Genomic DNA, 22,903 nt, shown 5'->3' on the forward strand with positions numbered 1-22,903 from the left:
GTCATTGTGGGGTTTGGGTACCAGTGATGAATTGTGCCGCTCGGCGGAATGTCGCTATGGCGGCGATCAAATTGGTCATCCAACAAGTTTGGCTAACGCGAACTGGTTCCATCGGTAGATATCACACCGATATTTTGCGCAGCTACGAATTACCCAGAACGAAAACTTGAACATTGCAGGCTACGCACTACTGATCGCGGCAGGTTTTTTCGCAGGCATTGTCAACACCATCGCCGGTGGTGGTTCTTTCTTAACGCTGCCGGCTTTGATGTTTTTTGGACTCGATCCGAAGTTGGCAAACGGTACCAACCGAGTCGCGGTTTTGTTTTCTAGCAGTGCTGCTGTGGCAACGTTTCACAAGCACGGACACTTGGATCGTAAGTTGGCTCAGCAGCTAACCTGGCCGACGATGTTTGGGGTTCCTGTTGGCGCGATTGCTGCTGTCTATCTTCCAGCGAACGCATTTGAACCTGTCTTTGGTGTCATCTTTATTGCGATGGCGTTTTTATTAGCCAAGAATCCGAAACGCTTGGCAAAATCGATGGTGCCTTCGAGAGATTCAGAGCGTTGGATTAAGCCGATTTTCTTCGCGATTGGTGTCTACGTCGGGTTCATTCAGGCCGGGATGGGGATCTTGGTCTTGTTAGCGATGAGTTGGACGACTGGAGGCGACTTATTGGCCAGCAACGCGGTGAAAAACTGGGTTGCGTTTCTAGTCACGCTAACGGCAACGATCGTGTTCGCGCTCTACGACCTGATTCAATGGGGCCCTGGACTAGCGATGGCATTCGGGAATCTGCTGGGAGGCGTGGTGGGGGCGAAGTTAGCGATCAAGAAAGGCAATCGACTAATCTTTTGGTTTTTGATCGTGGTGATGATTCTTACCGGGACGAAGCTATTGGTCGCCCAGTTCATTTAGCTTGGCGAATCACCGGTGCGTTGCCGGAAACCGGTCGACTGTTGCAGGAACTGACGCAAATCGTTCCGGCAGTCCGTTGCGAATTTGGCAACCGCTTCGGTGCGATAGTCTGGGTAGGACCAGCGATGGTGCACCCATTTCTTAGCGGTGTAAGTCAGCGTGATCTCACCAAAGATACCGTCTCGAAGATAGACACGGTGGTCACGGTCTTTTGTCGTGGCAAGAACCAGTTTTGCTTGAGTGATGTAACCCGGGTCTAAATTGACCGGACGCGTTTCTGGAAAACCATCGTTTGCCAGTTCCGCTTCCACCTCATTCGTCCAGAGTTTCCAAGCGGACATGGAATCAGCTTGGATTGGGTCGCCGAAAGAGACAAGCACTTTACGAAGGTCTTCACCCATCGAACTGGTGTAGTAGCCACCGGCGACGAATGGCAGCGGTTCGCTTCGCCGAGTGATTGTTCCCCACTCTGCCCTTAGACGTTCGATCGCTGCTTCGCGAAGCGTTTCGTACCGCGAGATGACAGCACAGAAACGGACCACCGGTTCGACGTATAGCACCTCTGCCACAATGCAACTCTCGTGTAGAATTCAAAATCTGGTTGAAGATCAGGCTTCGCTTTTAACTGAAACGCCCGAAGACAGTCTTTCGCTATCGTTCTTTTGAATACGCCGTCAGAAGGTGTGCGTGCACCCCTTCCTAGGTCAATTTGTTTCACCATTGGTCAGCATAGCAAACCCATGCATCCTTGGATCGCACAACGCACAACGACATTTGACGCCAGCGGTATCCGCAAAGTATTCGACTTGGCGGCCAAGCTAAAAGATCCGATCAACCTTTCGATCGGTCAACCAGACTTTGACGTTCCCGAATCGATTCAGGATGCGGCAGTCGAAGCGATCCGAAGTGGCAAAAACGCATACTCCCCGACCCAGGGGATTGCTCCGCTTCGCGAGGCGTTGGCAAAAGAGATCGGCGCCAAGTATTCGCATGCAGATCGAGACGTCTTCGTCTGCAGCGGGACCAGCGGCGGTTTGATGCTTTCGATGATGTCGATGGTTGATCCCGGTGACGAAGTGATCTATTTGGATCCGTTCTTCGTCATGTACCCGGCACTGCTGAAAATGTGTGGTGGTGTGCCGGTCCCGATCGATTCCTATCCGTCATTCGAACTGGATCCTGACAAGATCGCGGCGGCAGTCACTGACAAGACAAAGATGATCTTGTTGAACAGTCCGGCCAACCCGACCGGCGTGACGGCGACGGCCGAGCAGTTGGAAGCGGTCGCGAAGCTTGCCCAGGAAAAAGGGATCGCGCTGATCAGTGACGAGATCTATTCGCGATTTCACTACGACGGTGAATTCGTTTCGCCAGCACAGTTCAACCCCGAAACCATCGTTATCGATGGATTCAGCAAGAGCCACGCGATGACCGGATGGCGGGTTGGCTATGTGCACGGGCCGCGAGAAATCATTGCGACCATGCTTAAAGTCCAGCAGTACTCCTTCGTTTGTTCGCCACAGCCCGCCCAGTGGGGAGCGGTTCGTGCGATGGAGGTTTCGCTGGATGGTCATATCGCGGACTATCGGCGAAAAAGGGATTTGATCTGCGAGCTACTTCAGGATCAATTCGAATTTACCAAGCCAGGCGGGGCGTTCTACTTGTTCGCCAAGGCTCCCAACGGCGAAGGCGGCGAGGCGTTTGTGCATCGGGCAATTGAGCGTGGATTGCTTATCATTCCCGGAAATATCTTCAGCAGCAAAGACAGCCACTTCCGGATTAGCTTCGCAGCAACTGACGAAACGCTCCGCAAAGGTGCCGCATTGCTTTGTGAATTGGCGCAAGGTTAACTCGCTCAAAATCGTCCACTTGGGCGAAATGAGACGCCGGTAAAAGGGGCGTTCTATCGCCCCTTCCGCAAATTATCTCGGCGCGAGACACTAGCGGCATTTTGATGAATCGAAATTCTGGCCACAGTGCCAACAACCCTGCTAAAAGAACCATGAAGTACGTCATCGTAATCCCGGATGGATGTGCGGACGAACCGATCGAAGCCCTCGGTGGCAAAACGCCATTGCAAGCGGCAACGCTTCCCAACATGGATTCCATCGCAAAACGCGGGGTGCTCGCACTTTCCAATAACACACCGGCGCACTACCCGGCGGGAAGCGAAGTCGCGAATTTGTGCCTGTTTGGCTATGACCCGGACCAATATTTCACCGGCCGAGCACCTTTGGAAGCCGCAGCGGGGGGCATCAGCTTAGGCCCTAACGACTTCGCAGTGCGTTGCAATCTGGTCACCATCGAAGACCAGATCATGATCGATTTCACTGCCGATCATATCAGTACCGAAGAGGCGACTGAGCTACTGCGTGATGCGGGTGAAAAGTTGCTCGGTGAATTCGGCGGTCGATTCGAATTCGTCCCCGGTGTCAGCTATCGGAATTTGTTGATCTACCGTGGCGAAGAAGGCATCGCGGCACCGTTTTCGACCGAAACCCGAACGCGAGCGCCTCACGACATTACGGATTTGCCGGTGACCGATGATTTCCCACGCGGTCCGGGAAGCGATCTGCTGGTGAAGCTGATGAACGGGTCAGCTGAAGTGTTTGCCGATCACCCGATCAACAAAAAGCGAGTCGCCGAAGGTAAACGCCCAGCGACCAATGTATGGCTGTGGGGCTTAGGTGGCGCACCGTCGATGCCCAGTTTTGAGGATCGTTTCGGTGTCAAAGGGGCGATGATCACGGCGGTCGACTTGCTCCGCGGGATTGCTGCTCTTGCGGGTTGGCCAAGGATCGAAGTCAAAGGGGCTACCGGCTATTTAGACACCGACTATGCTGCCAAGGGTCAAGCCGCGGTCGCTGCCCTGGACGATTACGATCTGGTCTGCGTTCATATCGAGGCACCCGACGAGGCGTCACACGAAGGACGTCACGACGCAAAGATCGAAGCGTTGCAAGAAATCGATCGGCATATCGTTGGCCCACTTGCCGAGGCTTTGCAAAACTCCGGCGAGCATCGAATCTTGGTGATGCCCGACCACCCAACGTTTTGCAGCACCAAAAAGCATACGCACGGCATGGTTCCGCTGGCGATGGCTGGATCCGGCATCGATGCCGATTCCCAGGAGACTTACGACGAAGTCGCTGCCGAAGCTGCCGGGAAACGTTTTGATCAAGGCTGGGACTTGATGGACGAATTCATCGTGCCATCCAAAGTGACCTCCTAACCCACCCGTGATGGTTCGACCGAACCGTCTCAACCACCTCATCCATTTCTGTTACTTCGATGTCATTGATCGTTCAAAAGTTCGGCGGAACCAGTGTCGCCGATGTCGAAAAAATCCGTGCAGCAGCCCGCAAAGCCATTCGCGCGCAACATCAGGGCAACCGGGTTGTCATGGTGGTTAGCGCGATGGGAAAAAACACCGACCGCTTGTTGGAATTGGCTGGTGAGTTCGGCCCGAATCCGCCGGCGCGCGAGATGGACATGCTGCTAAGCACTGGCGAACAAGTCAGTGTTTCTTTGGTCGCGATGGCGATCGCTTCCCTGGGAAGCCGCGCCGTGAGTTTGACCGGCGGTCAAATTGGGTTGCACACCGACAGCAGCTTTAGCAAAGCGCGTATCCGATCGATTTCGACCGAGCGGATCGAAAAGCTTTTGGACGACGGAAACATCGTCGTCGCGGCTGGATTCCAAGGGATCGATGACGAGATGAATATCACCACGCTCGGACGTGGTGGCAGTGATACAACCGCGGTCGCGCTCGCCGCGGTATTGGGCGCCGACGCATGTGAAATTTACACTGATGTCGATGGTGTTTACACAACGGATCCTCGGCTCCTGCCCGAAGCTCGTCGTGTCGATGTCATCAGCTACGACGAGATGCTGGAATTGGCAAGCCTCGGTGCGAGCGTGATGCATAACCGTAGCATCGAGTTTGCGAAAAAGTTTGGCGTGCCGATCCATGTCCGCAGCAGTTTTTCGGATGCCCAAGGCACCATGATCGTTGCCGAACAGGAGTCCGAATCCGCACCTGTCAGCGGTGCGGCAATGACGCCCGATGAAGCCCGTGTGACGGTCCTTGGCGTTCCGGACATTCCGGGCAAGAGTTTGCAGATATTTTCGGCAATCGCCGAACGCAAAATTGCTGTCGATATGGTGGTGCAAAACATCGGCGACGGTGGCAAAGCAGACGTTTCGTTCACGGTTCAACGCGCCGATTTGGCCGCAACACTGGCTGCACTGGAACCGATTCTTGCCAAGGTCGGTGCAGACGGTATCACTCACGATGACAACCTCAGCAAGGTATCAGTCGTCGGTGCAAACATGGCCGATCAGGCAGGCGTCGCTTGCCAAATGTTCCGCGCATTAGCCGATGCCGGCGTCAACATTCACATGATCACAACCAGCGAAATCAAAATCAGCGCGTTGGTCGAACGTGATCAAGCGTCGGAGGCTCTTCGTGCGGTTCACCAGTCATTCAAATTGCACGAGGCACCGACTGACGCAAAGTCATGGAGTCAGATCAAAGCGGACCGCGAAGCGCGTGGTGTCGAAGTCGAAACACTGATCAGCCGGTTGCGTGACGATGCACTCGAAGCGTTGACGCTGACCGGAATTTCGTTGCTCGACAAGCAAGCACGCGTCACGCTTTCTGGTGTCCCGGACGTGCCCGGAATTGCAGCCGACATGTTCGAACGGATCGGAAACGCCGGAATCTCGGTGGACATGATTGTCCAGGGCTACGACGGCGAAGATGGCTCCACCAGCGTAAGCTTTACCGTTGGCGAAGACGCCTTGGATGCGAGTTTGAAAGTTGCAAACGAAATCGCCGCTTCACATGGCATGCGTGGTGTTCAAGGAGAATCCGGGATCGCCAAAGTCACCGTCAGCGGCATTGGACTTCGTAGTCACACCCACGTTGCGACCCTGCTGTTCCGAACGCTCAGCGAATCCGACATCAACGTCGAGATGATCGGAACGAGCGAGTTGCAAGTGAACGCCGTCATCGACAGCAAGAAAGCCGAGACTGCCAAAAGCGGGCTTGAGAAGGTCTTCGCAGGTTCGCTGTATTAATCGCGACTTGGCGGTTTAGCCGCGGTCGTTCAGCGGTGAAAATCTTAGGACTGGGGACGCGGGATCGGCGAACGATCAGTCTCCCAGTCCAAAGTGCGGATCGACTTTGCTAACGGTAATCGATCCCGAAAAGCAACGATCAACATCCCGGCCGTCCTCTCTTGGACGGGCATGGAAATCGAGCTGGAATTGGACCGATCCATCGCCATTGAAGACGCCGGTCCGTTCGATCGGTTTCCGGTCCACACCGCAATAGACTCGGGGCGGAGTAACATTTGGCTCTGGGTGGACCGCTGGCAGGTTCACGTTCCATAAGGGCGCCGGATCAGATCGGTCTTGGGAATGTGCACGTGCGACATCCAGGTATTCGCTGATCGTTTCTTCTAACCAGCGCGGCGCATGGTCCCAGAGCTTGGGAACGTCGGGACGGCGATAATGAGAGATCGCCATTGCCGGTACGCCTTGCAGGCTGGCTTCTCTTGCGGCCGCAAAGGTTCCGCTGACCAGCAGGTTGATCCCAAGATTCGCGCCGGCGTTGACTCCGGAGAAAACGACATCCGGGGTAAAGTCCATCGCTTGTAGCGCGACTCGAACACAATCGACGGGCGTTCCGGCGACGGCATGCCAACCCGCTTGGACTTCCTCGATACGCAGTGGACGCAGCGATTCCAGGCTATGGCCGCACTCACTGCGGCAACGATCTGGCGCGACAACCAAGACATCTGCCGCGTCAGTCAGTTGCCTTCGGCTTAACACATGATGCAGGCTTTCAGATAACGCTTTCAGTCCTGGTGCGTGGACACCGTCGTCGTTGGTCAGCAGGATTTTCACAGTTACAGCTTGCGCAAGACGAAGTCGATAGAGTGGCTTTGAAAGCGAGACGTTTGCAGGATTGAAGTCGGCAGAACCGCAAGGTTACTGAGCGACAGATTTGCTGGCGATCAGCGTATCGAGTTCCTGTTGCAAACGAGGCAGGATTTCGTCGTACCCGAACGCACCGAGTGGTTCGGGGCCTTTCTTCAAGTTGACTTTAGCGGGGCCGCACCACAGTCCCAAATCGGCATCGTCGGTTTCACCGGGCCCGTTCACGCGGCAGCCCATGACGGCGATCGTGATGTCGTAGTCCTTTGCGTATTCGGTCATCTCTTTGACCTGTTGTGCTAAGTCGATGAACGCTTCGTTTTCGACGCGTGAACAGCTCGGGCAGCTGATGATATTCAGCGATTTCTCGTTCAGTTTGACGACCGTCCGCACGCGCCCGGAATAAATGTCTTCGACGATCTGTTTGCCCGCATCGATTTCTTCGGGCTTGCGATCGTTTGGTAACGTGAGGGAGACCCGAACCGTGTCACCGATTCCACGACCGATCAGTTGTTCAAAAGCGATCCGGGTTTTAATGATCCCTTCGGGTGGCATACCGGCTTCGGTGACGCCGAGGTGCAACGGAACGTCGGGACGCATTTCGGCGAATCGAGTATTTACCTCGATAACTTTCTGCGGGTCGCTGTCTTTAAGCGAGACAACGTAGCGGGTGAAGCCCAGCGAATCGACGAACTCGCAGTGCTCCAGAGCACTTTCTAACATTGGTGTGATCGAGTCACTGGGATCGTATTGCTCTTTCTTGTCGGGATCGACACTGCCGCAGTTCACGCCGATCCGAATCGCGCAGTCATGTTCGATCGCTTGGTTGATGATAAATCGGACCTTGTCCTGCCAGGGTTTATCACGCTGGTGGTGGTACAAGTGCCCGGGGTTGTAGCGGATCTTGTCGACATGTGGCGCGACCAGTTCGGCCAGGCGGAAGTTTTCCTGCAAGTCGACCGCTAAGTTCGCTGTGGTCTGTTTGCGAATTTCGGCTAGTGCCTCAGCGTCCTTGTTGCTGTCGACGGCGACGCGGACGACCCCTGCACCGGCAGCACGATAGGCTTCGGCCTGGGCAACGGTTGCGTCGATGTCTTGTGTTTTGGTCGCGGTCATGCTTTGTACCGCGATGGGGTTGAAGTCACCAACCGTGATATCGCCAATCGAGACAGGGCGTGTCGCGTTTCGTTTTATTTCCATGGATCGATTTGTTTCAGTGTTTCGCGAATCGCTGGCAAGAATTGGCAGGCCGATGAGGTAACCGTGGCACCATTTTGATCGTCACAGGCAAATCTGCGAAGGCGGCTTGCAAGTGAACCTTTCTGGCGTTCCGCCAATACGAATTGCGTCCAAGCGAATTCGGGGGCCAGCTCGCTGGGGCGGTATCAACGATGGGGGGGCAGGTTTCGTTCTGTAAGTTGGCTGTGTTGACGCTGGGCTGCATTGTAGGTCGGCAAATTGGAATCGTCACCTGTGCCCATTGTGGTTTGGAAGCCACCTTTAAGGGTGTCTGCGTTTCGTAGCGTTACAGAACGTCAGGCAATTGTGAACGGTAGAGTTCGTCGTACTTTGCGACCATTCGTTCGACGGTAAAGTTTTCGCGAACGGATTGTCGATTGGCTTTCCCGAGACGGGCTCTGAGATCGTCGTCCCGGAGCAGGTTCAAGATCCGGACTCGCATCGCGTCACCATCGCCTTTCGGGAATGATTGCGGAGTCGCGCGATCGAGGTTCGCCGCATCACCTTGGACCTTTGGGCCAGCGGCATTTGGACTGTTCAGCAGCAGTTCCGCTGTCCCTTCGATCTGACTGCACACCACCGCTTTCCCGGTTGCCATCGCTTCCAAAGCCACGTTAGCCATCCCTTCATAATGACTCGGCAGCACAAACAGGTCACACGCGGCGATGTATGGTCGCAGGTCTTTTTGAAATGGCAGCAGCCGCGCCCGGTCACCCGCATGGCTAGCGATCCAACCGGCAAGTTCAGCTTCCAGGGGGCCGTGACCGATCAGTACCAATCGAATCGAGGGATCTGCATCGACAAGTTTTGCGAACTGCTGCTGCAGCAATTCCAGTCCCTTTTGAGGGTGAAATCGTCCGGCGAAAAGTAGAACTTTGCAGTAGTTGTCAAACCCGAGTGTGGTCCAGTCAAAAGGCTCGATTTGGCTATGGTCGATCAGCTCGGTGCCATTTGCGATGACACTTGACTGGCCCTCGGCAATCGCTAGCTTTCGCCGGGCGAAGGTCTGCACCGCTTGGCTGACACAGACGACATGGTCGAAGTTTCGAAGGGCTCTGGATTCGATGAAACATCGCAGGCGGTTGTCCTCGGCGACTCGGATGCCAGCGATCGTACGTTTGACTCCCGATCGTTTCGCGGTCCACCCGCCTAAGCAGTTCGCATGAAATAGAAACGTCTGGCAGAGATCCGGTTTGCGGGAATGGAATTTCTGGCCCAGCCACCGAGCCGCACTTATCAATCGGCTTGTCGAATCAAATCCACCGAATTCGACATTGATATTCCTGGTGCGAAGTTGGTCAACGAGTCCTGCATGCAGCGCGTCTGGCTCGGACCCGATAGAGAGAACGCGAACGTCATAGTCGCGTTGTTGCAAGCCAAGGGCCAACCGGGTCAGGGCCTTTTCGGCGCCGCCCATGTTTAGCTCTGTGATGACCAAGTCAATTTTCATACGTACCGCTACGTCACCATCGACGGTTTGGTTGTCCGGCTTTCGGAGGTACACCCGACGCGATGTGCTGGCTGATTTTGGTTTTCCCTCATCGTCCACGCGTGCTCGTTCCAATCGATTCAACCGGGTGCTTATCGCAACCACCGAACGACTTTCCCGGCGCTCCGTTTCGTGATGGGGATCGGACATGGGCGAAAGTGAATTATCGCGTTCGCTCGGGACCGCAATGCCGTGGTTCCGGAACTCCCCCAGCTAACGAATACTGAGCAATCAGATGATTACCCCTCCTTGTCCAACATCACAACCAGTTCTGACTATCGAATCCGTCCACGGTTATAGAGAAACCATATGGGTGGGGCCTTCGGTCAGTGACCGATCCACCCATGGTTTGGCGTGTGACAGATCGCTCGGGTCATGTGAAACAGCCGTTCAGCAGCCCACCAGGGATGCTGCAAAGACGCGTTAGTTCATCGAATTGTATCGAAAACGTAATATATCGCTCGAATTGCAACCGTCGCACGGCCCCTTGGAAACGTGTAACTCGTTTGCCACCAATGGCTTCGGTGCGACGGATGACGGATTGGCGTCTGTTTGACGCGGTTTCGATTTTTGCAATGCTTATCCGGTGCGATCGTCCGAAGGAAACGTTGAGGCGAAACGTTTTCCGGCGTTCCCTATCGAAGAGCGATTGTTGATGAGCACCGTTACGCCAAGCGATAAAGATTCTAAACACAGCGAATCGAACCGAAATGGATCGACCCATCGGGAGAGCGACACGAAGCCGCAACGACGTAGGCGGTTAGGTGTCCCCCACGCGGCGAAGTTGTACCATAATCTGGTTCCTGCCTACCAAGCGGTGTGGCCTGCGGTTGCAGGACGAAACATCCGTATGGCTATTGGGCGAATGAACCTGGATTCCGGTTCAAAAGTTCTAGAAGTAGGTGTTGGAACCGGACTGTCGCTTCCAAACTATCCCAAGCACATTGATTTGACAGGCATCGATCTGTCCGAATCGATGCTTGCTGAAGCGGAGTCGTTAATCCGACGCCAACGCTGGGACCATATCGGCGTTCAAGCGATGAACGCTGAAAGCCTGGATTTTGACGACAACCAGTTCGATGTTGTCACCTCGTTTCACACTGTCAGTGTGGTTTCGAATCCCGGACGGATGATGAGCGAGATAGTTCGCGTTTGTCGTCCCGGTGGTCAAATTTTGATTATCAACCACTTCCGAAGTGAAAACCCATTGATCGCGCGTGTGATCGATTCGGCTGGCAATGTTACGCGTCGATTGGGGTGGCGAACCGATCTTGAGCTTCAAGAGATCATGAGCGAATTGCCCATTCGCATCGAAGAACGCTACAAGCCAAACCCATTTTCGTTCTTCACGATCATGCGTGCGACCTGCAAGCCAGATTTGATCGGTTAAGTTCGGTTGGTGTTTTGGTCTAGCTTGATTTTCGGATTAGCCGATTGGGCGTTAGCCCCGGTTGGACGAGTGAGAACCGCCGCTAACGCGGTGCGGCTAATAGGGCTGCAGATTGATTCTTCCGATTAGCCGAATGGGCGTTAGCCCCGGTTGCCCATGCGAGAACCGCAGCTAATGCGGGGCGGCTGATGTCCATTGTCGCCCTACACTCCGTGTAGGTAGCGTTCTCCCCGGCGGGTACCGCCGAACGGAACACGACTCGTAAACAACAAGTCGCTACCCTTCGTCGGTTTGCTTCGATAGCAGCCGGGCTCGAATACGGTTTCCGTGCTCTTGTGGAGCCCCTTCACGTTTGTAGATTTCGATCGCGCGATCGGTCTGTCCTAACGCTTCGGCGAGTCGTCCTAGGTTGTAGCGAGCCGGTTCGACCCACTCCGAAACTTGGCTTTCGTCCAACACACGATCATCGATCCAGCGTTCTGCCGTTTCGGTTCGGCCGTCATCAGCTTGCAGCAAACTTAGCCAGTAGGTTGCCAAGCGTTTGCCCATTCGCATCATCGCTTGAATCTGAGCAATCTGGCGATCGTATTCGGCCGCATCGACATCCAAATCGCTTCGACGGATTCCATAGGCAATTTGGAGGTCGACATCGATGCGGAGGTCTTCGATTTCAAATTCCGGAGCTCGCTGTTCCAAGTACAGCGTTCTGGCTCCCTTGATGTTCTCGTCTTCGACATCAGAGAACTGGCCGGTCAAATGCCGCCAACGCCCGCTGATAAGGTTTTTTGCGCTATCCATGTCAGCTTCCAACATGGCCCAGCGAGCGACATACCAGAAGTTAAAAATCGGATCGCGCTCAGCGTATTGGTCGCACACGGCTCGGTAGATTTCGGCCAGTACCGGAACGTCCCACATGCGAACGCTGCTGATACCAGTGACGGCGTCGAATTTCTTTGCCAGATCATCGGGGTCGACATAAACGTTCATGCGGCGATTGCCAGTCAGGCCCTGTTGCAATTGCTGCATTCGTGGACTGATCGCGATCGCAGAAAGGTTAAACATCGCGGCGCACTGCTGGACGTCGTTCTTGTCGATCGGATAAGTGAACTCATCCAAGCCAGCGATGCTAAGCCGGCGAAGGACCAATTCGTCACGTCGAGCCTGAGCCAGCGTCGCAATGCCTTCCTGACCGGGGCCCGGAACAAAGATTCCCAAACGCGGCTCGAACAAGTAGATGTCATCTGCGACGAGTACACCGACAAAAAACGGGGTGACTTTTCCGGACTTACCATCGATCGTTCCGATGACAGCCGCTGGGATATTCGCTTGTCGGCAAAGTTCGGTGAAGACTCCTGCCCTTTGCAAGCCATCGCCCATTCCTCGCATCACAGCTTGATAATCGGTCTGGCGATATCCGGGGCCTCGAAAGGTCATTCCGAAGGGAAATTTTGGACCGGGGGGGGCACCCGTGGTAGGCACATCAGGTTCGAATGAAACGTTGCGGATCGTCCAATCGAATAGGCGAGTCGCCGTTCGCAGTTGATCAAGTTGTTCTTCGGGCAATGACGCTGACAAGCTTTTGAACCAATCGTCCAAAAGTGTTTCGTTCATCAAGTCGCTGTCGACCCACGACGCGATCGAATGAAACAGGTAGCAATCTCGAAGATGCTGAGCGTCGGCGACTTGGAAAGTCTGCTCGTCGATCAGTTTAGAAAGTTCTTCAGGCGGATAGAGATCCGCGATCGACTTGGTAAGGTCGGGGCGTTTCGCAGTTGCCGCGGGCTGGTTTTCGCTCCATCGATTCAAATGGTAAGCGATCTGTCGGCGTGCTTTTTTAGGTTCCAGTTCGACGTATTGCTTCAGCAGCGCGAAGACTTCACCCAGGTGGTCTTGTTGGGACCGCGACTGTTGCTCGACTTGGCGTTTGTATTGAATTTTTCGTACCAGCGCCGTGTCGTCTTGGCATCCGCACAGTGACAACAAGGCTAGCGATAACATTGCCATCGGGGCGAGCGTCAGATGTGTCCAAGCTTTACTGATGTGGCAAATGCTTGGCTGGGGGCGACGAGGCCGGTGCGTGGGTGGGTTAGGGAGTGCCATGAATGGGGCGGAAAGCTTGAATCGTTTCTCGGATAGCCAGCAGTCGCTGAACCAGTTCAGGAAACTGAGTGAGAGGAACCATGTTGGCACCATCACTGGGGGAGGTTTCCGGATTGGGGTGGGTTTCAAAAAAGACTGCGTCGATACCCACTGCTACGGCAGCCCGGGCCAAAGGTTCAACCATTTCTCGGTTTCCACCCGTGCTTCCTTGTCCGGATCCCGGTCGCTGCACGCTATGGGTGGCATCGAAGACAACCGGAACGCCAAAGGACCGCATGGTAGGCAGTGATTGCATGTCGTTGACCAAGCGACCGTAGCCGAAAAAGGTGCCTCGTTCGCACAGCATGACGCCACCATCACCGCTGCTACGCGCCTTCTGGACAACATATTGCATGTCTTCAGGAGCCATAAATTGGCCCTTTTTAATGTTGACCGGTTTGCCGGTGGAGGCTGCCGCAACGACAAGGTCCGTTTGACGCGCCAGGAACGCCGGTATTTGCAATAGATCGCAAACTTGTGCGACGGGAGCGGCTTGCTCTGGCAGATGAAGGTCGGTTGTCGTCGGTAGGTCGAACTGCTTGCCGACGGTTTCCAGCATTGCCAGGCCCTCTTCCAGGCCCGGACCGCGGATTGCTGTCGCACTGGTTCGATTTGCTTTGTCGAACGAGGCTTTGAAGACAACATTGATGTTGGCCGATTCGTTTAGTTTGGCCAGTACCTCCGCAATTTGCGATGTGATCGCCTCGTTTTGCAGGACGCATGGCCCAGCGATCAGCAGCAGTGGCTGGTCATCGCCACACAGGTAGGGGCCGATCTGGACCGGTTGGACGGGTGAAGATTCCATGATTGACACGTTCAGCGAAACAGTGAAAGGCGAATGGCACGACCGATCGAGACTCGGCCGTCGTCAAGATTCAGTTTCGACGATCAATCCGAAGCACGCAATCGCAGTCTTCGCTGCAAGGCGACTGGAAAGCAGAATGAAGCCACTGCGCTAACGCGACAAGTTTGGCGGGGCAACCGGTTTGGTACGTCAATCAAACTTGGGCGATGTCGCTGACCGGCGCTCGCGCGATCTTTTAGATCAGTGCTCTTTCAAATTGGCAACCGCTTGGCGAGCCCGTTTTAGGAACGCATGTTTCGGTTCGCCCGTTTCTAAAAAGATTGGGGCTCCGATCGTGATGCAGCTAAGCAGCGGTACGGGCAGCACTTCGCCACGCGGTAGGATGCGATTAACGTTGTCGATATAGACCGGAACCAGTTCAAGGTCAGGGCGTTTCTTGCCCATGTAGTACAGGCCGCTTTTGAACTGCCCCATTTCTTCACCCGAGCTTCGGCCGCCTTCGGGGAACACGATAAGCGAATAGATATCGCCCATCTCTTCGAGCATCACATCGATCGGGCTGCGGTGAACTTTGATCTCTTTGCGATCGATCAACAGCGCATTGAAGCTGGCCGCCATATGGGGCTTGATCCAACCGCGGCTCCAGTAATCTTTGGCCGCGACCGGGCGGGTTACTGCACGTATCTCTCGGGGCAGCGCCGACCACAACACCACGGCATCCAAATGACTGGTGTGATTGGCGAAATAAATGCGCTGGCACGTGTCCGGTTGGCAATCTACCCAACGGACCGTGAAACCACTAAAGAGTTTCGCAAGCAGAACGATTACATGACTCGTCAATGTCATCGCAACAGTCTACTCACGCGAGAAATATGATGGCAGTGGGGGCAGCCAAAGTCAGACTCCGATTCTTTGATCTATCAGCCTGTTGATTTTTTATTGTCCCCGTTCATTCAGTGAAGGTAGCGTTCTTTCCCGCTAGGTTTGCAGAGGCGGTTGGTGGGATATTTCAACACAGAGGCACCGAGTTCATTAAGTGATCGGTGTCGTTTTTGAACGCCGAACCGCCGAGACGCAGAGTTCGAAGAGAACGGCTGGGTCGGCGGCATAGCACGATCGATACTGCGAACGCGAATTAAGTCGCGTGATGTTCAGACGGAATTGAACTCGGCTGGCTACCGATCACCGCTGCCGCTTGTCGCTCCGGTTGGCTGACCCGATCGTACAAGGATGTGATCAAATCTTGGTACCCACCCACCATCGATTGAAGGGATCCGGTTCGCAGAACCAATTGTCGGCCCGCGCGGCCCATCGCTTGACTTTCGGTTCGGTTGGAAATCAGTCGATCCACCGAGGCTACCATGCCTTCTACATCTTCCGATTCGAAGAGCAGCCCCGTCTGATCGGGGATGATGGACTCACTGACTGAGCCGACATCGGTTGCCGCGACCGGAACTTCACACGCCAGAGCTTCAAGGATAGAAACCGGCGAGGCTTCATTTAGTGAGCAAAGCGTGAATACATCCAAAGCCGCCACGAGCTGCGGTGTGTCATGGCGTGTGCCCAGCAAGTGAATGCGATCTCGAATTCCGAGATCATTCGCTTCGGTTTCGATCGATTCTCGTTCGGGTCCGTCGCCGACGATGACCCAATGTAGATCCGGGTGACGCTCGCGTAGTTGTGATGCCGATCGAACCAACAGTCGGTGATTCTTTTCCGACCTCAATGCGGCAACGATCCCGGCCAACGGCGTTTCGGGGGGGAGTCCGAGTTCATCACGAAGTGCAATTCGTGCTTCCGTGCTGGGGCGAAATCGATCGCAATCCACCCCGTTGCGAATCACGTGGACTTTGCTTTCCGGAAAGCGTTCAAATTCGTGCAGGAACTTTCCGTGAGAATCCGCGACGGCGATAAAGGCATCCGTGATGGGGGTTAGCATGCGGTTCAGTTTGCCAACGCCGTCCGGCCATCCGGTACTGTGAAGCGCCGACGCGATGACGGGGACACCGGCAACGAAGGCGGCCAGCCGTCCCCAGAACATCTTATCACCCGCACCGACCGTGATGACGGCGTCAGCACGACGCATCTTCTTGGCCAAACGGGCGATAACCATGGCGTCCCACTTTCCGCCAATCAAATGGCTATGGACGGGAAACTCGTCAGCGATTTGCTCACCAAGCGGTCCCGGTTCTTTTAAGCAAATGACTTCGGGGCGAACCAATGCCGGATCCATTCGCCGCAGCATGTTGACCAATAGAGTTTCCGCACCACCGACCGGCATCGAGGTGATCACGAATTGGCATCGAAGCGGTCCGACATTCCGTCGAGCAGGAATGGGGCGCCAAAGTTGTCGAAGAATCATTGCGGATCTAAGAAAAGCTAGGGATGGAACGTTCACCGAAGCCTAGCTCATGTGATCGATCAGACACGCAGTTCCTGCGGTCAAAGCGGACTTCTTTATCGGATCCGAAGGAGGGGGAGGAACGCAGTCTCGGTGTGCTCAATATCGCGACGACTTGAGCGAATTCGTGGCTTTGGAACCAAAAAGTAGGGTTTTTCTCGGAAGTGGACTTTCCGCAAATTTATTGCTTTTGTTAAAGCCAGCCTGAACCCTCTTCCTCAGCAGGCTTTCAAAATGCGTCGAATGCTCCGCCCATCAAAAATCCCCGCCGCCGCGATCGTTAGTTCCGCTGCGTTGCTGCTGATTTGCGGCTGCAGGAATACGACAACGGGAGCCGTCGGTCCGCTGGGCCAATCGACGACGTTGGCTCCAGTTCAGGGCGGGATTCCACTATCGCCAATCCAGCCCACATCGGGCGTCAGCGCATTTGGATCGCCAACGCGAGTCCCGCCGCCACCGACCGGTTCGTACAGCGTTCCGGGTGGCTATGGAGGATCGGCGAACTACGCACCGACGAACAGCAGTTCTGCAGTTCCATCGGGGGCAGCCTACAACCAAGCCGGGTTGACTCGCGGTGTTACCGATTTAACCAACGGAAACGCTGGCTACGATAACTCGATCCGTCAAACGGGTTGGGTATCCGAGACTCCTCAAGCTCTGCCGACCCAACAATTCGCACCTGCACCATTGGCTACACCGACGGACTCGATCCGATCAGGTGGGATGCAAGTGATTGATTTAACCGGGTCGCCTTACCCTCCCGGATACGTTCCACCACAGAACCGTCCTGGCGTCTACGATGCGTCGACGTATGGAACATCAACCTACGGAACGTCGACATACAGCGGCAGCAACTCGGTCGCATTGCCGCAGTCTGCACCCTATCCAAACGCCGTAAACCAGAACTTCGTTCCAACGTCAGGATACCAGCAAGCTCAGGATTCGTTTGCCAGTCAGCAAACCAATGTCAATCTTGGGCAGCCAGTTAATTCGACGTTCGTTTCGACTCCGAACGGTTTTGCAAATTCTCCAACGCCACAAGTCGCAGCCCAGCACACCGCATCGTTGCCATCGACAGAACCGATTGCCGATGGTGGTGATTCGAGTTTGCAATGGCGTCGACCACAGCCGCGTTTCTAAGAACCAGGCGCGGTCGACCCACAAGTTCGGATCACGTTTTCCGTTAACGCGGAACGAGACGCAGGTGGTCGATCGCCACCACGGTGGCAACAGTTGGCTTGACCATTCCGATGTCGATGAATTGGATGTGTGACAAGTCCAAACCGTGTTCGGCCATCGCTTCAAATTCTTGTTGGGTGACTGTGATCTGCTGCCGTGTTCCGCGAGTCAGCTGAACGATCTTTTCGAATTCGCCGTTGTGCGATTGATGGTCGATAAATTTTAAGACCAATGTCGCATTCGATACCGGTGAATCATCTGGCAACATGGCGTCGACTTGGAAATCAAATTTCCCACGCCAATCATGATGAAACGCGATTTGCGTGATCGCCGGAAAGTCCCCCGGTAAAAAGATGATTTCACCGCCGTAGGTACCTTCGGTGACATAGCGACTGCTTCGACGTAGCTTCGATCCATTGCAGTACCAGCGGGTCAGTTCTGTATCGCTTTCGAACGATGACAATCGAGGAAAGTTCAGGTGCATCGCGGCAACATCCGAAAGCATCCGCACCGGTGCGACCCAGGCCATCATGAAGAACGCGAATGCGGTGAGATAGCAGCTGATTTCAAGTGCGCTCTTTAGCATCCGTCGAACAGCGCGACCGAGATAGATTGCGATTGCCGCGGCGACTCCCAACGTGTTGGCGATGGCGTCGTGGCGCGACATACTTCGTCCGAATTCGCTTTGGGCAAATTCCATCGCGATGCCAAAACCGACCAATGTTGAACCGGCAATCAAGCAGCGGAAAAGCAACTTTCGGAATTCGCGATCAATGCCGCTAAGGGCCAAGGGGCGTAGGCGTTGCCAGCTGTAGAGCCACGCCAGGGTCAAAGTGCCGAACAGAGGGGCATGGACTAAGTCACCAATCGCGCTCGCTGCACGGCCGTGGAAAGGGATCGGCACAAGCAATGCAAGGATCACAAGAACCAACGTGAGGCCGATCGCTTTGACAACCCGGGCCGAGTCAACCGGTTGCGAACGGACTTGATCGCCTGCGGTGGATTGAGGCAAACGCGAGCGGGCACCGAAGCTCATTCGTTCGCCGCCATCCATCGCGTCCATTCGGGTTCATCTTTGATCGGCAATGTCGGTTCCGGGATGGTCGCCAAACGTTTGCTTTCGGGAGTGCCTGGGGTTTGCGCACGAACCGTGAGTAATCCATCGACCGATAGCTCGAACGAAATCATACGTGTGCGTTTCGCCTTGCCTTCCTCTTGTCGATCAACTTCGAAGGTATAGCGTCCCAGTGAATGCCAGGATTCACCTCGGACGCCCGATGATTCGACTACCGAGAGCGTCATTGATTCGCGATCTTGTGCGATAGAGATCTTGCGGTTCGTTCGCGCGGGCAGTTTCTCGCCACGTTTGATAATCGGTAGGATTCTGCGACGCCGCTGCGCGTCCTCAATAACGATTCCGATCGATTGCCCAGCAACGCTCTTCGGGGGAACGAGCACCTGTGATCGCTGTGGCAGTTCGGCTTCCAGGCAAGCGGCGGCACCACGGGCAACATCACTGCGGTCCGTGATGCGAATAGGCATATGCTCGGGAAGTCGTTTGAATACCCGCTCGCGCAGAGCTTCAATTTTTAACAACGATCCAAGTGTGACTGCCGATCCGATTTTCTTGGGGTGGACACCGGTCGTTTCACAAACCCGATGCATGTCTTGCCGGATCCCATGAATCAGGTCCGCGCATCGTTCTAGCCAACGTTCACGCGATACGGTGATCGAGTAGGGGCGATCGTCCATTTCAACGCTGACGGTAACATCCGGAAGCAGCAGCAACGAGTTCAACGCCCGTTCGCATGACATTTGCAAACGCGATGCGGTGACCGTTTTGCGGCGGGGGTCAAAGCCATGTAATGTTCGAAACGCTTCCGATGCGAGTTCGACTAGGCGATGCTGCCAGGTCAACGTTCCGGTGTGCCAATGCCCTGAGGTCGCCAACTGGCGAAGTTGGGTGCCATCGCGATCGATCAGTGCCACTTCTGTGGCTTGTCCGGAAAGCCCGATGAAGAGGATCGTTTCGCTGGCGTTGAGGTCCATGGGGCCTTCGTCATCATCGCAGACGCCGCTATCTGCGGCCGCCAGCAGTGACTGTACCGCAGCGAGGCTTCGATCGACTAGTCGAACGGATTCAAGACCGGCAAGACGACATGCCTGTTTAATGCTGCGTCGATGAAACTGGTCATAGCTTGCCGGAACGCTAACCGCACTTAGTTTGGGAAAGTTGTCATCGGGATAGCTATTGGCGATCGCGCGTCGAACGGACATCGCGATCAATACTTCTGGCGGACATTGTTTTCCTGCGATCGCACGCTCGACGGTGTCTTTGCCGATGTACATGGGCAAGCAATGAACCACTCGCCTTGGCATTGCCATCCGCATCTGGTTCGCGTCGACATCGTATAGAACTTGATCATCACCGTTGGCGATGGACATTCGCAGCAAGGGTTGACCTTCGGCCCCGGCGGATAGGTTGTGGATTCCGACTCCGGGAATCGCCTCGGCGGTTGCGATATAGGTCATACCGAGATCGATTCCAAAAACGGGCACCGAACCGATCGTGGTGGAGCTTCCCGAAAGTGTCGAGGCATCTAATCCCGATTGACGATGCACGAATTCCGAAAGCCATGCGGGGCTGTGGGAATCTTCGGCATAGCTACCAAGGTCTTCGATGACTTCGTCAAGCGAACCGTAACGCTCGCTCAATCGTTTGGCCATCATTCGACGCAAGATATTTGCGAAACCAAGATCGACGTCGTCTCGCAATTGCATCAAATCAGGCACCTCACCGTGGCGGTGCCCATAGACTTGTTCCAAGTACTCGCCCTGATACGGCGGTTTGCCAGTAAGCAGAAAGAACATCACCGCGCCAAGCGAGTAGATATCGCTTCGCGGATCGACTTCGTCCGGCTGTTCTAACTGCTCCGGCGACATGTACGCCAGCGTGCCGACAAGTTTACCTTTGCGTTTGTGATATGAATTGGGGTCTTGGATGCGTCCCAATTCACGACCATCATCTGACCAAAGGACGTTGCTGATTTGGGCAAGTCCCAGGTCCAGAAGCTTGATGGTCCCGTCGTTTGCGCGGATTAAGTTTCCTGGTTTGACATCGCGATGCACGATGCCGTTTCGATGGGCATGCAGCAATCCCAGGGCAGCTTGTCGGATGATCGAAGCGGCAAGTCCAGGATTCAACGGGCCGTTCTTGGACACAAACCGTGTCAGCGTCATGCCTTCGACGTATTCCATCACCAGAAAGTGAATCGTTTCGTGTTCGCCAGCGTCGAATGCGGTGACAACATTGGGGTGCATCACACGCGAAGCGGCGCGGACTTCGTCATAGAACCGTTCGACAGAGGCGGCATCTTTGACACGGTCGCCACGCAACATCTTTAACGCGACAAGACGCTGCATCCGAACGTGTTCCGCCAGGTAAACCTGCCCCATGCCGCCGGATCCGATCAGCTTTTTGATCCGGTAGTCGCCGATCTGTTCGGGAAGGTTTTCCGGGATGCGAAACTTTTCTTTGCGATTGCTGGGCTTGGAATCTTGCTGGATCGAAGACCCATCCATCAGAGAAAGCGATGCTGATGACTCGGCCGCATCGTCGAACTCCTGTGTGATCCCATCGGTGATCATGGGAGCAGCCGGAACGTCTTGGGAAGACAAACGCCAAAGCGCAGACGAATCGCCTGCAGATTTATCGTCCGCAGGTTCGTTCGAAACGGATTTGGATTTTTCGGATGACACGTTCAATGTCCGGTCCGGAGATGGTCTGCCGATCGTCGGTCCGGCCGCGGGACAAAGACGAGCGGGCTGAATGAGCTGGCTGAGTTAAGTTGTCGGTATCGGTCGCGTTGTCTCGGTCCTGCACCGTCCTATTGTATTTCTTTCCCGGCCGAGGCTGCAGGTACCCTGGCTGTGGGGATCGCTTGATGTTGCGAAATTTTAGGACAGGAAAAAAATCGAGCGTCGTCAATTAGAACGCCGAAATACAAAACCAGTCCTCAACAACTTGCCTTTCTAACGCTGGTGGAACGCTAATTAGTTCTGTCTGTTAGAGGAAATTCGCTTGGCCCCGTCGCTGATTTCCATCTGAAACTCCATCGCGGACGCCGAATTGTGGCATTCCGAAGGCCATTCCGGATGGGCTTGCCTGCTGTCAGAGACGGTTCTGGGCAGGTAAGTTGGAAATGTCTCAGAATGTACGTTTTGCCTAGGTGTCGTGACGCAGCGGCAAGGCGACCACCGTTTTAAAACTCCAGCCCCCTGCCGACGTTTTGCCAAAGCCGGACCAATCGTCATTATCGTCATCGAAAGCCGTACATCCGGATGGACGCGTTTTGCGGATCGCGACACGCGAAAGCCCCTTGGCGATGTGGCAGGCGGAGCACGTTCAATCGCTGCTCGCTTCATATGTCCAGACGCCACAAATCGTCCCCATGGTCAGCAGTGGTGATGTTGACATGCGCCCAATCGACGGGAAACGATCCGTTGGGGTTTTTACGAAGCGAATTCAACAAGCGCTCCTTGAGGATGAGGGTGATGTCGCGGTCCATTCGATGAAGGACTTGCCAACCGAAGTTCATCCTTCGTTGGTAATGATCGCTTCGCCCGAACGCGAGAATGTTGCCGATTCGCTGGTCTCACCCCAAGCGTACTCGTTGGATCAACTGCCCAAGGGGGCAAAGGTTGGAACCGGGAGCCGACGGCGTGCGGCGCAGTTGCTTCGCGAACGACCCGATCTGGATGTCCAGCCAATACGCGGCAACGTGCAAACGCGTTTAAAGAAAATGACAGATGGGGAATACGACGCGATCGTTCTTGCTTCAGCAGGGATCGAGCGTCTGAAAATGTCTGACCTGCCAAGGGTCGAGTTGCCGCTCGAAATCATGTTACCTGCACCTGGCCAGGGTGCATTGGCAATCGAAGTCCGTAGCGATGATTCGTCTGCAATGGAAATCGTATCGAAAATCAATCTGCCAGAATCCAACGCCTGTACGCTGGCTGAACGAACCCTGCTGTCGCAGCTTCACGGTGGGTGTTTGGCACCGATCGCCGCATTGGCTGTCATTGACAATCAAGGAATACTGCGGCTTTCTGCACGCGTGCTGTCGCTCGAGGGGACGACCTGCTTGGAATACACCACGGAGCAAGCCATCAAGACCGATGATGATTCTTGGCGCTCGACGGCGATCGAACTTGGCAAGCGAGCCAGTGCGACGCTGATTGATCAAGGCGCCCGCGAGTTGATCGAAGCCGGACGCTGAGAACGATTCTTCCTGTTTCGGTCGGTGCCAACGGGTGGCCAACCACATCGACGCAATCGTGGTTCGGCAGGCAGGTTCGCATCGAAAGTCTCACATGGCGAACTTCGTCCAAAAGTTCGC

The 22,903-nt window shown here is 55.0% G+C and carries 17 protein-coding genes; 7 read left to right on the forward strand and 10 right to left on the reverse strand.

What is annotated here, in order from left to right; all coding sequences use genetic code 11:
• Window positions 1–166 precede the first annotated feature (166 nt).
• Entirely contained in the window at window positions 167–919 is a 753-nt protein-coding gene (locus LOC67_RS18875) for a sulfite exporter TauE/SafE family protein (RefSeq protein WP_230264263.1), read from the forward strand.
• On the opposite strand, the gene LOC67_RS18880 is transcribed toward LOC67_RS18875, so the two are convergent.
• A complete protein-coding gene (locus tag LOC67_RS18880; protein ID WP_230264265.1) occupies window positions 916–1,488 on the reverse strand; it encodes a DUF4416 family protein in 573 nt (190 codons plus the stop codon). The genes LOC67_RS18875 and LOC67_RS18880 overlap by 4 nt on opposite strands.
• A gap of 171 nt (window positions 1,489–1,659) precedes the next feature.
• On the opposite strand from LOC67_RS18880, the gene LOC67_RS18885 reads away from it, so the two are divergent.
• The 3 genes from LOC67_RS18885 to LOC67_RS18895 all read left to right on the forward strand — a co-directional run bounded on the left by LOC67_RS18885 (window position 1,660) and on the right by LOC67_RS18895 (window position 6,001).
• Window positions 1,660–2,769, forward strand: a complete 1,110-nt coding sequence (locus tag LOC67_RS18885; protein ID WP_230264267.1) for a pyridoxal phosphate-dependent aminotransferase — start codon at window positions 1,660–1,662, stop codon at window positions 2,767–2,769.
• A gap of 152 nt (window positions 2,770–2,921) precedes the next feature.
• On the forward strand, window positions 2,922–4,151 hold the full coding sequence (locus LOC67_RS18890) for a cofactor-independent phosphoglycerate mutase (protein WP_230264269.1): 1,230 nt from the start codon (window positions 2,922–2,924) through the stop codon (window positions 4,149–4,151).
• 59 nt (window positions 4,152–4,210) lie between these two features.
• Complete coding sequence (locus LOC67_RS18895; RefSeq protein WP_230264270.1) at window positions 4,211–6,001, forward strand: aspartate kinase; 1,791 nt, start codon at window positions 4,211–4,213, stop codon at window positions 5,999–6,001.
• Window positions 6,002–6,076: 75 nt separating this feature from the next.
• Here LOC67_RS18895 and surE read toward each other — a convergent pair whose 3' ends face one another.
• The 3 genes from surE to LOC67_RS18910 form a co-directional block, all read right to left on the reverse strand.
• Window positions 6,077–6,832: a 5'/3'-nucleotidase SurE gene (surE, locus tag LOC67_RS18900; protein ID WP_230264271.1), complete on the reverse strand. Its 756-nt coding sequence runs from the start codon at window positions 6,830–6,832 to the stop codon at window positions 6,077–6,079.
• Window positions 6,833–6,916: 84 nt separating this feature from the next.
• Window positions 6,917–8,062 (reverse strand): (E)-4-hydroxy-3-methylbut-2-enyl-diphosphate synthase, encoded by a 1,146-nt coding sequence (gene ispG / locus LOC67_RS18905; RefSeq protein ID WP_230264272.1) that lies wholly within the window; start codon window positions 8,060–8,062, stop codon window positions 6,917–6,919.
• A 325-nt stretch (window positions 8,063–8,387) separates the two neighbouring features.
• Window positions 8,388–9,605, reverse strand: coding sequence for a glycosyltransferase (locus LOC67_RS18910; protein WP_230264273.1), 1,218 nt, complete (start codon window positions 9,603–9,605; stop codon window positions 8,388–8,390).
• A gap of 640 nt (window positions 9,606–10,245) precedes the next feature.
• On the opposite strand from LOC67_RS18910, the gene LOC67_RS18915 reads away from it, so the two are divergent.
• Window positions 10,246–10,980: a class I SAM-dependent methyltransferase gene (locus LOC67_RS18915; protein ID WP_230264274.1), complete on the forward strand. Its 735-nt coding sequence runs from the start codon at window positions 10,246–10,248 to the stop codon at window positions 10,978–10,980.
• Between the two features lie 276 nt (window positions 10,981–11,256).
• Here the strand turns inward: LOC67_RS18915 and LOC67_RS18920 are convergent, their stop codons facing one another.
• From LOC67_RS18920 to LOC67_RS18935, 4 genes are all read right to left on the reverse strand, one after another.
• The gene (locus tag LOC67_RS18920; RefSeq protein ID WP_230264275.1) at window positions 11,257–12,978 is read right to left on the reverse strand and encodes a tetratricopeptide repeat protein; all 1,722 of its coding nucleotides are present in this window, start codon (window positions 12,976–12,978) and stop codon (window positions 11,257–11,259) included.
• Window positions 12,979–13,066: 88 nt separating this feature from the next.
• Window positions 13,067–13,924 carry a 3-deoxy-8-phosphooctulonate synthase gene (gene kdsA / locus LOC67_RS18925; protein WP_230264276.1) on the reverse strand — a complete coding sequence of 286 codons (858 nt, stop codon included), beginning with the start codon at window positions 13,922–13,924 and terminating at the stop codon, window positions 13,067–13,069.
• A gap of 240 nt (window positions 13,925–14,164) precedes the next feature.
• A complete protein-coding gene (locus tag LOC67_RS18930; protein WP_230264278.1) occupies window positions 14,165–14,770 on the reverse strand; it encodes a lysophospholipid acyltransferase family protein in 606 nt (201 codons plus the stop codon).
• Between the two features lie 289 nt (window positions 14,771–15,059).
• Window positions 15,060–16,205 carry a glycosyltransferase gene (locus LOC67_RS18935; protein ID WP_230265083.1) on the reverse strand — a complete coding sequence of 382 codons (1,146 nt, stop codon included), beginning with the start codon at window positions 16,203–16,205 and terminating at the stop codon, window positions 15,060–15,062.
• Between the two features lie 363 nt (window positions 16,206–16,568).
• Here LOC67_RS18935 and LOC67_RS18940 point away from each other — a divergent pair, with 363 nt between their 5' ends.
• Window positions 16,569–17,465 (forward strand): hypothetical protein, encoded by an 897-nt coding sequence (locus LOC67_RS18940; protein WP_230264279.1) that lies wholly within the window; start codon window positions 16,569–16,571, stop codon window positions 17,463–17,465.
• Window positions 17,466–17,508: 43 nt separating this feature from the next.
• On the opposite strand, the gene LOC67_RS18945 is transcribed toward LOC67_RS18940, so the two are convergent.
• Together LOC67_RS18945 and LOC67_RS18950 are read right to left on the reverse strand one after the other, a co-directional pair.
• Window positions 17,509–18,567 carry a hypothetical protein gene (locus tag LOC67_RS18945; RefSeq protein ID WP_230264280.1) on the reverse strand — a complete coding sequence of 353 codons (1,059 nt, stop codon included), beginning with the start codon at window positions 18,565–18,567 and terminating at the stop codon, window positions 17,509–17,511.
• Complete coding sequence (locus LOC67_RS18950) at window positions 18,537–21,263, reverse strand: protein kinase domain-containing protein (protein ID WP_230264281.1); 2,727 nt, start codon at window positions 21,261–21,263, stop codon at window positions 18,537–18,539. The genes LOC67_RS18945 and LOC67_RS18950 overlap by 31 nt, the downstream gene beginning before the upstream one ends.
• A gap of 593 nt (window positions 21,264–21,856) precedes the next feature.
• Between LOC67_RS18950 and hemC the strand changes: the two genes are divergently transcribed.
• Window positions 21,857–22,783 carry a hydroxymethylbilane synthase gene (gene hemC, locus LOC67_RS18955; RefSeq protein WP_230264282.1) on the forward strand — a complete coding sequence of 309 codons (927 nt, stop codon included), beginning with the start codon at window positions 21,857–21,859 and terminating at the stop codon, window positions 22,781–22,783.
• Window positions 22,784–22,903 lie beyond the last annotated feature (120 nt).

The organism is Stieleria sp. JC731, from assembly GCF_020966635.1.
Classification (GTDB): domain Bacteria; phylum Planctomycetota; class Planctomycetia; order Pirellulales; family Pirellulaceae; genus Stieleria.